This is a genomic window from Agrobacterium sp. CCNWLW155 (assembly GCF_036888815.1).
Classification (GTDB): domain Bacteria; phylum Pseudomonadota; class Alphaproteobacteria; order Rhizobiales; family Rhizobiaceae; genus Agrobacterium; species Agrobacterium radiobacter.
Map to the genome: position 1 here is coordinate 186,464 of NZ_JBAKFW010000003.1, position 13,817 is coordinate 200,280.

Here is a 13,817-nt window from a genome sequence, read left to right on the forward strand (position 1 = left end):
GAAACCAGATGACCAGAAAATACAGCATGGCACTGGCGCTCGCCATTGGCGCAGCGTCCTTTGCTGGCGCCGCCCAGGCGGCGCAGGAAGTGCGCTTCACCTGCGCTTATGACGGAAACGGCTGTGAGATCCTCAAGGACATTCTCGCCCGTTACGAAAAGCAGCATACGGACGTCAAGATCGTCACTGACGTCGTGCCTTACAAGGCGCTTCTGGAAGGCCTGCCCGTGCAACTCGCCGGTGGCAGCGGCCCGGATTTCGCAACCGTAACCGACCTTGGCGGTCTCAACCGCTATTATCTCGATCTCACGCCCTATGTGGACGCGAAATATTGGGAAGACAATTTCTCGAACGTGCTGAAATGGTACCGCAGCGGCCCTGACGACAAGGGCATCTACGGCATGCACACCCAGCTCACCATCACCGGCGCTTTCATCAACCGCACCCTGTTCGATCAGGCCAATGTGGCCGTACCCGGCAAGGATGCAACGCTGGACGATTGGGCGAAGGCTGCTAGTGCCGTCGCCAAGGCAACCGGTACGCCCTATCCGATGGCCATCGACCGTTCCGGCCACCGCATTGCCGGTCCGGCCATTTCCTATGGCGCAAAGATTTTCGACGCCGATGGTAAGCCCATTCTCGTCGATGAAGGCTTCACGACCTTCGTGAAGAAATTCGTTGAATGGAACAAGGACGGCACCATGGCGCGCGACGTCTGGGCCGGACAGGGCGGTAACACCTATCGTGACGCCGCGCAGGAATTCATCAACGGCCAGCTGGTCTATTATTATTCCGGCAGCTGGCAGACCGCGCGTTTCGACAGCCAGGTCGGCGATGCGTTTGACTGGGAAGTCGTGCCGCAGCCCTGTGGTGGCGCTGCCTGCACCGGCATGCCTGGTGGTACCGGTGTTGTCGGCTTCAAGCAGACCAAGAACCCGAAAATCGTTGCCGACATCCTGAACTTCCTCGCTCAGGACGAGAATTATCTCGACTTCACCGTTCGCACCCGCAACGTTCCGGCCCACAAGGCCGTGGCCGACAAGGGCGTGACCTATACCGGTGCGACGCCTGCGACGCAGAAGGCCATGAACGCCTGGCTGGACCAGATCCCCGGCCTCAGCCCGATTGCCTACACCTATCAGGGTTACAAGAACAATCGCGCCATGTTCAACATCTCCGTCCAGCGCATCACGCAGGCCATCGTCGGTGAAAGCACCGTTGATGAGGCCATGGCCCGCGCGAAGACGGACCTCGAGGAAGCGTTGAAACAGGCAAAGTGATCCATCGCCTTCCGGCGCGGTGCATTCCGCGCCGCGCCGGATCGAAGGAGGACCCTCATGTATAAATTTCTTGCGCCCGTGATGGGCATCGTCGAACTGCCCTTTGCCTTCCTGCAGAAGGTTCTCGGCCATCGGCGGATCGCGTGGGTGTTTCTCACACCCAATCTGATCCTGTTCGCGGTCTTCGCCTTTCTGCCGATCGTGCTGAACATGGCCTATTCCGTGACCGGCAGCGAACACATATTGCTTTCCGAACGCCCTGCCGTGGGCGGCGAAAATTTCTCAGTCCTTCTTTCCTGTCAGAACTACCTCGACCCCAATTCCTGTGAGCGTGACCTGTTCTGGCGCTCCGTTTGGAACACGGTTTTCTTCGTGGTGCTGCAGGTGGGTTTCATGGTCGGCTTTTCGCTGATCACGGCCATCGTGCTCAACCGCGATATCCGGGCGCGGGGGTTCTTCCGTGCCGTCTTCTTCTTCCCCGTGCTGTTGTCGCCCGTCGTTGTGGCCTTGATCTGGAAGTGGATTCTCCAGCGTTTCGGCGTTCTCAACGCCGCGATGGAGGGCCTCGGCCTCGGTTCGGTCGACTGGTTGCTCGAAGCCAATCTTGCCTTCGGCTGGTCGGTCTTCCTCTCAGTCTGGGCGCATATGGGCTTCTACACGCTCATTCTTCTGGCCGGCCTGCAGGCGATCCCGCGCGATGTCTATGAGGCGGCGCAGCTCGACAAGGCAAGCCCTTGGCGCATCTTCCGGCGCATTACGCTGCCGCTGCTTGCACCCACCATGCTCGTCGTTCTCGTCCTGTCGCTCATCAAGGGCGTGCAGACCTTCGATGAAGTCTTTGCCTTCACGGGTGGCGGCCCGGGTTCGGCGACCACCTTCATCATTCAGTTTATCTATCAGACCGGCTTTGCCGGGACGCCCCGCAATTTCGGCCTTGCGGCTGCCGCTTCGCTGCTGCTCGCCGTGGTGCTCGTGGTGCTGACCGCCCTGCAATTCCGGGCAAACAGGAGCAAGGTCGATGGCTAGGATTGGCGCATTTCTGACCCGCACCCGCGGCCGCAACGGTAAGCTGCACTGGACCGACTGGCTGTCCTACGCCTATCTCGGCGTGGCTGTGCTGATGATGTTCGGCCCCGTCGTCTGGCTGGTGCTCTCCTCGTTCAAGACGGAAGCCGATCTGCAGCGTTTCCCGCCGCGCCTCCTGCCCTATACGCAGGAGACCGTGGTGGTGGACGGGCAGGCAGCGCCGCTGCCGGCCTATGTCGACAAGGATGGCCGCAAGTTCGGCATGATCAGGCGCATCGGCCTCGTTGCCCAGGTGGTTGACCCGGCCAAGCCCACTGAAGTCCTGAAGATGCAGTTCAACGAGCTGAAGCCGGCTGAAAAGGTGGCGCTCGCCACGGAAAACTACACCGAGCTTTTCCAGCGCTTCAATTTTCCGCTCTATTTCTGGAACTCGACCTTCATCACGGTGACGTCAACCCTCATCATGCTAATCGTCAATTCCATGGCGGCCTTTGCGCTCTCGAAATACCAGTTCAAGGGCAGGGGCGTGGTGCTGGCGCTGGTTGTCGGCACGCTGATGATCCCGCAGACCGTCGTGCTGGTGCCGCTGTTTCTCATCACCAGCCAGCTGGGCATGATCAACAGTCTCTGGGGCGTCATCATTCCCGGTGCCGCCACCCCGACCGGTGTCTTTCTGCTCCGGCAATATATGCTGACGATCCCGGATGAAATCCTCGATGCCGCCCGCATGGACAAGGCGAGCGAGTGGAAGATCTACTGGCGCATCATCCTGCCTCTTTCGGCGCCGGCGCTTGCCGTTCTGGCGATCCTTGCGATCATGTGGCGCTGGAACGATTTCCTCTGGCCGCTGATCGTGCTGACCCGCAATGACAACTTCACCCTGCAGCTGGCGCTCAACTCCTTCCAGGGGGAGATGACGACGGAATGGAGCAATCTTCTGGCCATGACGGTGCTGACGCTTGCGCCGATCGCGCTGGTCTTCATGTTCCTGCAGAAATACATCGCCACCGGCATTGCATCGACGGGCGGCAAATAATCCTCAGGGAGGAAATACGACAATGGCAAGTATTCAGCTTCGTCAGGTCAAAAAGACATATGGTGCCCTCGATGTGATCAAGGGTGTCGATCTCGATATCAAGCACGGCGAATTCTGTGTTTTCGTTGGCCCTTCCGGCTGCGGCAAGTCGACCCTGCTGCGCATGATCTCGGGCCTTGAGGAATTGAGCGGCGGCGATATCGTCATCGGCGGCGATGTGGTCAACGCGGTGCCGGCCGCAGATCGCGGCCTTGCCATGGTGTTCCAGTCCTACGCCCTTTATCCGCATATGACGGTTCGCGAAAACCTGTCCTTCGGGCTTGAGAATATCGGCACACCCAAGAAGGACATCGCTGAAAAGATCAACCAGGTGGCCAAGATGCTGCAGATCGACCAGCTTCTGGAGCGTCGTCCGAAGGATCTGTCCGGCGGTCAGCGCCAGCGCGTCGCCATTGGCCGCGCCGTCGTGCGCGAACCGCGCGTGTTCCTTTTCGATGAGCCGCTTTCCAACCTCGATGCGGAACTGCGCGTCGACATGCGCGGCGAGATTTCCAGCCTGCACCGGCGTCTCGGTAATACCATGATCTATGTGACGCATGATCAGGTGGAAGCCATGACCATGGCCGACAAGATCGCCGTTCTGCGCGCCGGCAAGCTCGAACAGTTCGGCGTGCCGCTCGATCTCTATAACCGCCCGGCCAATCTCTTCGTGGCGGGCTTCATCGGCTCGCCGAAGATGAACTTCTTTGCCGGCGAAGTGACTTCGGATGCAACGCCGTCCCTGAAGATCGCCACCGGCGAACTGATCCCTCTGCCGCAGACCGGTTTTGCCTACAAGCCCAGTCAGAAAGTGACGCTCGGTGTCCGTCCGAACCATGTGCAGGCGGGTGGCGAAGGCGCACTGACCATGTCTGTGCGCACCGCCGAGCAGCTGGGCGGCGAGTCCTATCTTTACGGCACTCTCGGTGATGGCACCCGGGTGACGCTGCATCTTTCCGGTCAGACCTCGACATCGGCTGACGAAGTCATCCGTCTGTCGGCGCCGCTGGAACACATCCATCTTTTCGATACGACGAGCGGGCTGACGCTCCGGCAGGACTGACAGCTCCAGGCGCAACCCGCAACGCAGGACCATTGACATGACCGATAAAAAACTCCGTTCCGACCGCTGGTTCGCACCCGACGACCTGCGCAGCTTCGGCCACCGCTCGCGCATGATGCAGCTTGGTTATGCGGAGGAGGATTTCGTCGGCAAACCCGTCATCGGCATCCTGAACACATGGTCGGAGCTCAACACCTGTCATTCGCATTTCCCAGAGCGGGTGAAGGATGTGAAGCGTGGTGTCCTGCAAGCGGGCGGCTTCCCCGTCGAAATGCCATCGCTCTCCGTCGATGAGAGCTTCACCAAGCCGACATCGATGCTTTACCGCAACATGCTGGCGATGGAGACGGAAGAAATGATCCGCTCGCATCCGCTTGACGGCGTGGTGCTGATGGGCGGTTGCGACAAGACGACACCCGGCCTCGTCATGGGCGCGATTTCGGCCGGCGTGCCGATGATCTATCTGCCTGCAGGCCCGATGTTGCGCGGCAATTATGCCGGCAAGGTGCTCGGTTCCGGTTCGGACGCCTGGAAATATTGGGACGAGCGGCGTGCCGGCAATGTTACGGATGAGGAATGGCGGGGCGTGCAGGGTGGCATCGCCCGCTCCGCCGGTGTCTGCATGACCATGGGCACCGCTTCGACCATGACCGCCATCACCGATGCGCTTGGCCTCACCCTGCCGGGAGCTTCCTCCATTCCGGCGGTAGATGCCGAACACCAGCGCATGTCGGCAGGTTGTGGCCGACGTATCGTGGAGATGGTGGGCGAGGAGCTGACGCCGGACCGTATTCTGACCGCGACGGCGTTTCGCAATGCCGCCATCGTCGCCATGGCGACCGGTTGCTCCACCAATGCCGTCGTGCATCTGATCGCCATGGCGCGCCGCGCCGGCGTGCCGATGACGCTGGACGAGCTGGACGAACTTGGCCGGGTCACGCCGCTCATCGCCAATGTCCGCCCCTCCGGCAAAGACTATCTGATGGAGGATTTTTATTATGCCGGCGGTCTGCGCGCGCTGATGAAGCAGCTGGAAAGCCGTCTCGACTGTTCGGCGCTGACCGTGACCGGCCGCAGCATGGGTGAAAATCTCGAAGGCGCGAAGGTCTACAACGACGACGTCATTCGCTCGCTCGACAATCCGGTTTATGCGGAAGGCTCGCTTGCGGTGTTGCGCGGCAATCTTTGCCCTGACGGCGCCGTCATCAAGCCCGCTGCCTGCGATCCGAAATATCATCTGCACGAAGGCCCGGCGCTGGTCTTCGACAGCTATCCGGAGATGAAGAAGGCGATCGACGACGAGAACCTTGATATCACGCCGGATCATGTTCTGGTGCTGCGCAATGCCGGTCCGCTCGGCGGTCCCGGCTTTCCCGAATGGGGTATGCTGCCCATCCCGAAGGCGTTGATCAAGAAGGGCCACCGCGACATGGTACGCATTTCCGATGCCCGCATGTCCGGCACGTCCTATGGCGCCTGCGTGCTGCATGTCGCGCCGGAAAGCTTCGTCGGCGGCCCGCTCGCGCTCCTGAAAACAGGCGATATCGTGCGCCTCGACCTGCCGCAGCGACGCCTCGACATGCTGGTCAGCGAAGAGGAGATCGCCAGCCGCCGTGCCGCCTGGCAGGCACCTGCGCCGCGTTATGAGCGCGGTTATGGTTATCTCTTCTCAAAGCACGTCACGCAGGCCGATCAAGGTTGCGATTTCGACTTCCTGCAGACGGATTTCGGCCGCACCGCCGGCGAGCCCGATATTTTCTAAGGGGCACCATCATGTTGAAGCGATTGCTCATCACCGGTGCCGGCGGCAAGCTGGGCAGCATACTGCGCGGGCGGCTTGGCCATGTCGCCGAAATCATTCGTCTTTCTGACGTCGTTGATCTCGGTTCACCAGCATCTCACGAAGAGCTCGTTCGTTGCGCGCTTGAGGACGAGCAGGCGGTCCATGATCTCGTGAGGGGCTGCGACGGCATCGTTCATCTCGGCGGAGTTTCCGTCGAGAGGGCCTTCGACCCGATTGAGTCTGCCAATTTGCGCGGGGTCTACAATCTCTACGAGGCGGCGAGGCTTAACGGCATGCCGCGCATTCTTTTCGCCTCCAGCAATCACGCGATCGGTTATTACCCGCAGGGCAAACAGCTTGCTCCCGACACGCCCTTTCTGCCTGATGGTCTCTACGGCGTCTCGAAGATTTTCGGCGAGGCGATGGCGAGCCTCTACCATTCCAAATTCGGCCAGGAGACTGCTATCGTCCGGATTGGCTCTTGCGAAGAAAAGCCCTCCAACTGGCGGATGCTGTCGACCTGGCTGAGCTACGGCGACTTCGTTTCGCTGATCGAGGCCACCTTCTGCGTGCCGAAGCTTGGATGCCCGGTCATCTGGGGCGTTTCCGCCAATGATGACAGCTGGTGGGATAATTCCCATGTCGATTTTCTCGGCTGGCAGCGGCGCGATAATGCCGCGCGCTACCGCGCGGAAATTGAACGTGATGTGCCGCGCCCCGATCCCGAGGCTGCGATCGCAAAATATCAGGGCGGCGTCTTCATAGACGAGCCCATTCACAGAACTTGAAACACATCTATCCGCCCATTGCGAGGAGACAGACATGAACAATGAAACGCGCGAAAAACTGATGACGATTTCCGTCGCTACCCTGGCGACGGCGCTTTACAAGCGCGGCCTGCGCAACCAGGTCATCCAGGGCGTGCGCCCGCTGGGCTACAAGGGCAAGAACATGGTCGGCCCGGCCTTTACCCTGCGCTACATGCCGGCCCGCGAAGACCGTAACCAGCTCGTCGAATTCCGCAATCCCGCCCATCCGCAGCGCGTCGCCATCGAAACCTGCCCGCCGGGCCACGTGCTTGTCATGGACAGCCGCAAGGATGCCAGCGCCGCCTCGGCCGGCGATATTCTGGTGACCCGCCTGATGGTTCGCGGCGGTGCGGGCATCGTTTCCGATGGCGGTTTCCGTGATGCGGCCACCATTGCCGAGCTGGATATTCCGGCTTACCACACCCGTCCTTCCAGCCCCACCAACCTGACCAAACACGAGGCGATCGAAATCAACGGCCCGATCGGCTGCGGCGATGCGCCGGTCTTTCCCGGCGACATCATCGTTGGTGACGCGGATTGCGTCATCGTCATCCCCGCCGGCATTGCCGACGAAGTTGCGACCGAGGCGGTGGAAATGACGGCTTACGAAGATTTCGTGGTGGAGCAGGTCAAGGCCGGCCAGACGATCATCGGGCTTTACCCCTGCACCAAGGAAGAACACCAGACGGCTTTTGCCGAATGGCGCAAGAAGAACAACCGCTGAACCTTATAGCCAGCCCAGTGCTTTCGCCGCGCGGATCGCCTCCGCGCGGCGTTTGCAATCCAGCTTGCGGAACAGGTTGCCGAGGTGAAACTTCACCGTCACTTCGGAAATGTTAAGCGTCTGGGCGATCTTCTTGTTCGACATGCCGCTGGCCAGAAGTTGCAGCATCTGCGCTTCCCGCTGCGAAAGCCCGCCATGCAGGGCGCGTGCCTGCGGCGAGTTCACCGAGGCGGCGAAAATCGACAGCGCGGTGCGGACATCGGAAGAGGTTTCGATGAAACTGCGGATGCGGCGATTGTTGAGAAGCGGCGACAGGAAGACGCGCTCTTCCGACAGGACGCCGCTGCAGCCAAGGCGGGTTGCCGATTCAAGCGCGGTCAGAATATGGGCACGGGCGGCGGCATTGTCGCGACGCTGGTGCGCGGCATAGCTCTGCCATATTCTGAGCGCGACTTTCTCGCGGTTGGTGACCTTGGGGTTGGCGATCATCGCGTCGATCTGGCGGGAGAGATAGGCGCGCGGCGTGAAAAGATGCACCGCATCGCGCAGCCAGGCCATGACATAGGCGATTTCATCGCGCCGCGTCAGCCGGGAGAGGTCGTCATGTGCGCTCTCCACCCAGTTGCGGCCCATCGGCATGCGGATCGCGGAAAGGGTTGCAGCGGCATCCGCCCAGCGGTTGGCGTTCTGATAGGCGATGGCCGTCCTGATTTCCATCATCGCATGGAATTGCAGCCCTTCCGACAGATGAATCCACAGACCGTCTAGAAAACCCGGGCGAACGGTCATCGGAAAATGGTCGATCAGCACCTGCGAAGCATAATGCAGGGCGAACTGCATGAGGCTCGGCCATATCTCGGCCGCAGCAAAATGATCGAATTCATGTTCGACGAAATGCAGGAGATCGCGGGGCTTTCCGGCCTCATAGGCAAGGCAGGCTTCCGCCAGTCGCAGCATCCGGAACTCCTGCACCGCATCATGCGGCACCTGTTCCAGCCGCGTGCGGGCCTCCTGTGCTGCGCGACGCGCCAGAAGCACATCACCGCTCATCAGCCGCAACACGATCTGGTGCAGGTGGATGAAGAATTCGAGCAGGGGCTGCCCGCCCATCTTGCGCAGATAGATCAGCGCACGGGCGGCAGCCGCCTCCGCCTCGCGGAAATTGCGGCGGCGAATTTCAAATTCCAGCAGTGCATTGTAATAGGCCGCCCACTTGCCGTGATCGTCCATGGGATAATCGGCCATGAACTCGGCGAGACGCGTTATCACCGCGTCATTGGGCGTCAGATCCTCGGCAATCATCAGGTTCAGCCGGAAGGTGCGGGCGGCAAAGGAAAAACGCGAACCACGGGCGAGCACCTTCAGCGGATCGAGATAATCCGATCCGAGGCTTTTGCCGAGCAGATGGCGCACGCGCTGCAATTCACCCTGTTTCAGCAATGCGCGGGTAACGGCAAAGAGCACGGTTTCATTCGTTGCGATCATGTCCTGCGAAAACCGCATGATGATCTCGCGAAACCTGTCGACGCTGCTTCGGTAGATCAGTTCGCGGCCATGGGCGCGTTCAAGAATTTGCGCGGCATGGGTCTCATAACCGCGGTCGAGCAGCATCGCCATGGCCGGGAGCGCATGTCCAGCCTTTTCAAAAGCCGATGCGACCTCCACCACGGCGCTGCCGGCCTGCAAGGTGGAGAGACGTTCTCGCGCAGCCAGGGTGAGAAGCCGTATTAGGGTGGGGTGATTTTCGGGGGTTCCAGTCAGGAAGGGCGGCAGCAGTTCTGTCCATTCCGCCTCGGGTTCTGCGGAGGGGTTTTCGAGCCAGAATGAAAGCTCAACCGTCTGGGCGGGTGAAAGATGCGGCAGGTAGTTTTCCCGAAGATAGTCGGCACACAGCTTTTCATCCGGATGCCGGGCAAGCGACAGAAAGGCCGGCCATCCTGCATAATCCTGCAGTACCAGACGCCGCTGTTGAGGGGGGAGGCTTTCGGTCTCATCTTGCCCTAGCGCCAGTTCATCCGGTCCGATGGTAAGCGAACCGCGATGCAGGATCTGCCGGGCCAGTCCGCTTATCCGTTGATCCGGGCGGCAGGCAATGACCATAAAACGCACCGTTTCCAGAATGGCGGCGGGCATGCGCACTGCCCGTGCGAAAACCGGCACGTCCCATAGAAGGCAGTCATTTGCTGCATCATCGCTTCGCGGCTGGTGCGTGCGGCATATCTGCGTTCCCAACTCCTTTGCCAGCATTTCCAGCAGCACGCTTTTTCCCGCGCCCGCCGGGGCGCGCAGAAAGATTATGCCGGCGGTTTCGCTGGCGATTCGGCGGCAGAGGCGGGTGCGGGGCAGGAGTGTCATTCACAAAGGGATAGGGCGTTTAAGCATAAAAACCTATACTCATCTTTCAAAAAACTATACCTTTCAGAGATTGTTCAAAAGGGATGGTGGTGAAAACTTGTGCTCAGGCAACTGATGCACAAGGAACGTTCCACCGATGCAGCAACATCCGCTGGTCGCGATTTTGAACAGGCTCGGCGCTTTCGTGCTGGTCATGATCGCCCTGTCCATCATGATTTTCGTTCTCGCTCGCGTGGTGCCGGGTGATCCAGCCCGTATGGCGCTCGGCCCTGCGGCGACGCAGGAACAGGTGGATGCGCTGCGTGGTGAGATGGGTCTCGATAAGCCGCTCGCCGTTCAATATCTCGACTATATCGGCAATGCCCTGCACGGCGATCTCGGTTTTTCGCTGGTTTCCCAGCGCCCCGTCACCACTGATCTGGCGCAGACTGTTCCCGCGACCGTCGAACTGGTTCTGGTCTCGGTCATCTTCATGTTTGCCGTCGCCATCCCGCTCGGCGTCATCACCGCGCATTACCGCGACCGTCCGCTTGACCATATCGGCCGCATCCTGTCGCTCACGGGCGTGACAATCCCGAGCTTTCTTTTCGCCATCACGCTGCAATTGCTGGCCGCCCGCTTTGTCTCCGGCTGGCCGATCATCGGCAGGCTCGATCACTCACTTGGCTGGCAGGGTGGCCCGACGGGCTTCATCCTGATCGACGGTACGCTTGCCGGACGGTTCGATGTGGTGCTGGAGGCGCTGAAACACCTTGCGCTGCCGGCTTTTGCGCTCTCCATGGCCGGTATCGGCCAGATCACCCGCATCACGCGTTCCTCGATGATCGAGAACCAGCGCAAGGATCACGTGCTTACCCTGCAAAGCTTCGGCGTGCCGGAGCGGGTCATCATCTTCCGTTATCTCTTGAAGCTCTCTTCCATAGCGCCGCTGACGATCATGGGGCTCGAATTCGCCTCGCTGATCGGCAATGCCTTCGTGATCGAAATGGTCTTCGCCTGGGGCGGCTTCGCTTCCTACGGGCTGAACGCCATCCTGCAGAAAGACCTCAATGCCGTGACCGCCGTGGTGCTGGTGGCCGGCCTGTTCTTCATCGTTGCGAACCTGATCGTTGATGTCCTGATCTCGATCATCGACCCGCGCCTGCGCCGCAAGGAGGCTCGCTGATGGCTGATATCAAAATGCTCGAACCCACCGATCGCGGTTTAAGCGCCGGTTACATGATGTGGTACCGCTTCAGCCGCAATCCGGCGGCGGTCATCGGTTCGCTGATCCTGTTGTCGGTGCTGGTTCTGGCAATCTTTGCGCCCTGGCTCACACCCTATCCCAAACATATCGGCGCTGTCGTCGATTTCCGTGCCCGCCACATGCCGCCGGATATGGAGCACTGGTTCGGCACCGACAAGGCCGGACGCGACATCTTTTCCCGTACCGTATTCGGGCTCAGGGTCTCGCTTCTTCTTGTTATCGGTGTGCTCGGCATTTCGGTTCCCGTCGGCACGGTGCTTGGTCTGATGGCCGGTTATTTCGGCGGCTGGACTGAAAAAATCATCAGCGGCCTGACGAATGTGATGCTGGCCATGCCGCCGCTCGTCATGGCGCTGGCGGTCTCCAACCTTTTGGAACCGACGCTGATGAACGCTATGATCGCGATCACGCTTCTGTGGTGGACCTGGCATGCGCGGCTGATTTATTCGGTGTCGAAGTCCATCGCGTCCGAGGATTACATCGAGGCGGCGCGTCTTGCCGGTGCCGGGCCATTCCACATCCTCTTTCGCGAAATCCTGCCCAATTGCGTCTCGGTCATATCAGTCAAGACGACGCTGGATGCGGCTTTCGTCATCCTCTTCGGTGCGACGCTGAGCTTCCTCGGTTTCGGCGTCAAGCCGCCGACCCCCGACCTCGGATCGATGGTTGCCGACGGGCGCCAGTTCATGCCGGATTTCTGGTGGGAAGTCCTCTGCCCCGGCGCGGCCGTGCTTTACGTGACGCTGGGTTTCAATCTGCTGGGCGACGGCCTGCGTGACATGTTCGACGTGGAAAGCTAAAGCCATGACTGAACCGCTTCTCAAAGTCGAAAACCTCAACGTCACCTTCACCAACTACGGTCGCACGCGCCAAGTGCTGCGCGATGTCGCCTTCACAGTCTCAGCCGGCGAGCGGGTGGCGCTGATCGGCGAAACCGGGTCGGGTAAATCGGTCACCGCCAAGGCGATCATCGGCACTTTGCCGAAGAATGCCACTATTGCCTCCGGCGCCATTGTCATCGACGGGCGGGATGTGCTCGCCATGCCGCGAAGGGAACGCGAGGCGCTTAAGGGAACGGCGTTTTCGCTGATCATGCAGGACCCGCTGTCTTCCTTCAATCCGGTCTTCAAGATCGGCACGCATCTCGATGATGTCATGCGCTTTGCCGACAAGCGCAACGGCATCAACTCGTCCAAGACAGAGCGCCGCACCCGTATCGCAGCGGTTCTGCGCCGCGTGCAGCTTGGCGATACCGAGCGGGTCATGAATGCCTATCCGTCCGAGCTTTCGGGCGGCATGCGCCAGCGCGTGTTGATCGGGCTTGCGCTGCTGCACCAGCCGAAGCTCCTGATCGCGGATGAGCCCGGTACGGCGCTCGACGTGACCACACAGGATGAAATCCTCAATCTCATCAACCAGCTGGTGGCCGAAGAAAACATGGCGCTGCTGATGATCACCCACAATCTCGGCGTCGTGCGCAAGGTGGCCGACAGGGTCGTGGTCATGCACCATGGCGATATCGTCGAGACCGGTCCCTGCACGCAAATCCTGCATGCTCCCGCTGCGGATTACACGCGTTCGCTGCTGGATGCGGTGCCGCCGCTTTATGGTCCCCGCGTCACCGATCTGGCACAAAGCACTCGCTCGCCCATCGTCATCATTGAAGGGCTGAACAAGATTTACGGCCGGCGTAACGGTTATCACGCTGTCCGCGATGTGAACTTGACGCTGAAGGAAGGCGAAGTTTTTGGTCTGGCGGGTGAATCCGGTTCCGGCAAGACCTCGGTTGCGCGCATGATCATGGGTCTTTCGCGGGCCACTTCCGGCAATCTGGTGATCGACGCTCCAGCGCCTGCGCGCGGCAAGCGGCTGACTCAGATCGTCTATCAAAACCCGGGCACTTCCCTCAATCCGAAGCGCACCGTCAGGCAGACGCTTACCCTACCGCTGAAATCCATCGGCATGGATGCGCAGGCGCGCGAAAACCGCATGCAGGAACTGATGGGGCTGGTGCGGTTGCCGCAATCCTATCTCGGCAAATATCCGCATGAGCTTTCCGGCGGACAGAAGCAGCGCGTGGCCATTGCCCGTGCGCTCGCGGCTGAACCGAAAATCCTCATCCTCGACGAGCCGACGGCGGCGCTTGATGTCTCCGTGCAGAAGACCGTTATCGACCTTCTGCTGCAGCTGCGGGAAGAGCTTGGCCTGACCTATCTGATGATCTCGCACGACCTCTCGCTGATGCGCAATTTCTGTTCGCGCATCGCCATCATGCTGCGTGGCGAGATCGTCGAGGAAGGGGTGACGTCTGCGGTTTTCGCCGAGCCGAAGCATCCCTACACCCGCGCCCTTATCGCGGCGATCCCCGTCGTTACCGACGAGGAAGAGCGCCTGAAACCCACCGTGACAGAGGAAGAGCGTATGCGCTTCCTCGTAAAAACGACCGATTGATAAAA

General features: G+C 60.4%; 11 protein-coding genes. 10 read left to right on the top strand and 1 reads right to left on the bottom strand.

Annotated features, from left to right (window positions below; genetic code table 11):
• The first annotated feature begins 8 nt into the window (after window positions 1–8).
• The 7 genes from V6S97_RS13430 to V6S97_RS13460 are packed head-to-tail and all read left to right on the top strand — an operon-like array spanning window position 9 to window position 7,760.
• Window positions 9–1,280 (top strand): ABC transporter substrate-binding protein, encoded by a 1,272-nt coding sequence (locus tag V6S97_RS13430; RefSeq protein ID WP_020808679.1) that lies wholly within the window; start codon window positions 9–11, stop codon window positions 1,278–1,280.
• A 57-nt stretch (window positions 1,281–1,337) separates the two neighbouring features.
• Window positions 1,338–2,306, top strand: a complete 969-nt coding sequence (locus V6S97_RS13435; protein WP_003506778.1) for a carbohydrate ABC transporter permease — start codon at window positions 1,338–1,340, stop codon at window positions 2,304–2,306.
• Window positions 2,299–3,342, top strand: coding sequence for a carbohydrate ABC transporter permease (locus V6S97_RS13440; protein WP_060724823.1), 1,044 nt, complete (start codon window positions 2,299–2,301; stop codon window positions 3,340–3,342). Before V6S97_RS13435 ends, V6S97_RS13440 begins: the two co-directional genes overlap by 8 nt.
• A 22-nt stretch (window positions 3,343–3,364) precedes the next feature.
• Complete coding sequence (locus V6S97_RS13445; protein WP_334427044.1) at window positions 3,365–4,444, top strand: ABC transporter ATP-binding protein; 1,080 nt, start codon at window positions 3,365–3,367, stop codon at window positions 4,442–4,444.
• A 37-nt stretch (window positions 4,445–4,481) separates the two neighbouring features.
• Window positions 4,482–6,206 carry an L-arabinonate dehydratase gene (gene araD / locus V6S97_RS13450; protein WP_111817669.1) on the top strand — a complete coding sequence of 575 codons (1,725 nt, stop codon included), beginning with the start codon at window positions 4,482–4,484 and terminating at the stop codon, window positions 6,204–6,206.
• A gap of 11 nt (window positions 6,207–6,217) precedes the next feature.
• Window positions 6,218–7,015 carry an NAD-dependent epimerase/dehydratase family protein gene (locus tag V6S97_RS13455; RefSeq protein WP_112356252.1) on the top strand — a complete coding sequence of 266 codons (798 nt, stop codon included), beginning with the start codon at window positions 6,218–6,220 and terminating at the stop codon, window positions 7,013–7,015.
• 34 nt (window positions 7,016–7,049) lie between these two features.
• Window positions 7,050–7,760: a ribonuclease activity regulator RraA gene (locus V6S97_RS13460; RefSeq protein WP_003506768.1), complete on the top strand. Its 711-nt coding sequence runs from the start codon at window positions 7,050–7,052 to the stop codon at window positions 7,758–7,760.
• 3 nt (window positions 7,761–7,763) lie between these two features.
• Here the strand turns inward: V6S97_RS13460 and V6S97_RS13465 are convergent, their stop codons facing one another.
• Window positions 7,764–10,115 (bottom strand): helix-turn-helix transcriptional regulator, encoded by a 2,352-nt coding sequence (locus V6S97_RS13465; RefSeq protein WP_334427047.1) that lies wholly within the window; start codon window positions 10,113–10,115, stop codon window positions 7,764–7,766.
• Between the two features lie 136 nt (window positions 10,116–10,251).
• Between V6S97_RS13465 and V6S97_RS13470 the strand changes: the two genes are divergently transcribed.
• From V6S97_RS13470 to V6S97_RS13480, 3 genes are read left to right on the top strand one after another with little or no spacing between them, the layout of a single operon-like run.
• Window positions 10,252–11,280 (top strand): ABC transporter permease, encoded by a 1,029-nt coding sequence (locus V6S97_RS13470; protein WP_334427048.1) that lies wholly within the window; start codon window positions 10,252–10,254, stop codon window positions 11,278–11,280.
• Window positions 11,280–12,161, top strand: a complete 882-nt coding sequence (locus V6S97_RS13475; protein WP_334427050.1) for an ABC transporter permease — start codon at window positions 11,280–11,282, stop codon at window positions 12,159–12,161. Before V6S97_RS13470 ends, V6S97_RS13475 begins: the two co-directional genes overlap by 1 nt.
• A gap of 4 nt (window positions 12,162–12,165) precedes the next feature.
• On the top strand, window positions 12,166–13,812 hold the full coding sequence (locus tag V6S97_RS13480; protein WP_334427052.1) for an ABC transporter ATP-binding protein: 1,647 nt from the start codon (window positions 12,166–12,168) through the stop codon (window positions 13,810–13,812).
• Window positions 13,813–13,817: the final 5 nt, after the last annotated feature.

Bases quoted from the DNA above. Each gene is read 5' to 3' on its own strand.
- V6S97_RS13430 (WP_020808679.1), top strand. From the start codon at position 9: ATGACCAGAAAATACAGCATGGCACTGGCGCTCGCCATTGGCGCAGCG.
- V6S97_RS13435 (WP_003506778.1), top strand. From the start codon at position 1,338: ATGTATAAATTTCTTGCGCCCGTGATGGGCATCGTCGAACTGCCCTTT.
- V6S97_RS13440 (WP_060724823.1), top strand. From the start codon at position 2,299: ATGGCTAGGATTGGCGCATTTCTGACCCGCACCCGCGGCCGCAACGGT.
- V6S97_RS13445 (WP_334427044.1), top strand. From the start codon at position 3,365: ATGGCAAGTATTCAGCTTCGTCAGGTCAAAAAGACATATGGTGCCCTC.
- araD (WP_111817669.1), top strand. From the start codon at position 4,482: ATGACCGATAAAAAACTCCGTTCCGACCGCTGGTTCGCACCCGACGAC.
- V6S97_RS13455 (WP_112356252.1), top strand. From the start codon at position 6,218: ATGTTGAAGCGATTGCTCATCACCGGTGCCGGCGGCAAGCTGGGCAGC.
- V6S97_RS13460 (WP_003506768.1), top strand. From the start codon at position 7,050: ATGAACAATGAAACGCGCGAAAAACTGATGACGATTTCCGTCGCTACC.
- V6S97_RS13465 (WP_334427047.1), bottom strand. From the start codon at position 10,115: ATGACACTCCTGCCCCGCACCCGCCTCTGCCGCCGAATCGCCAGCGAA.
- V6S97_RS13470 (WP_334427048.1), top strand. From the start codon at position 10,252: ATGCAGCAACATCCGCTGGTCGCGATTTTGAACAGGCTCGGCGCTTTC.
- V6S97_RS13475 (WP_334427050.1), top strand. From the start codon at position 11,280: ATGGCTGATATCAAAATGCTCGAACCCACCGATCGCGGTTTAAGCGCC.
- V6S97_RS13480 (WP_334427052.1), top strand. From the start codon at position 12,166: ATGACTGAACCGCTTCTCAAAGTCGAAAACCTCAACGTCACCTTCACC.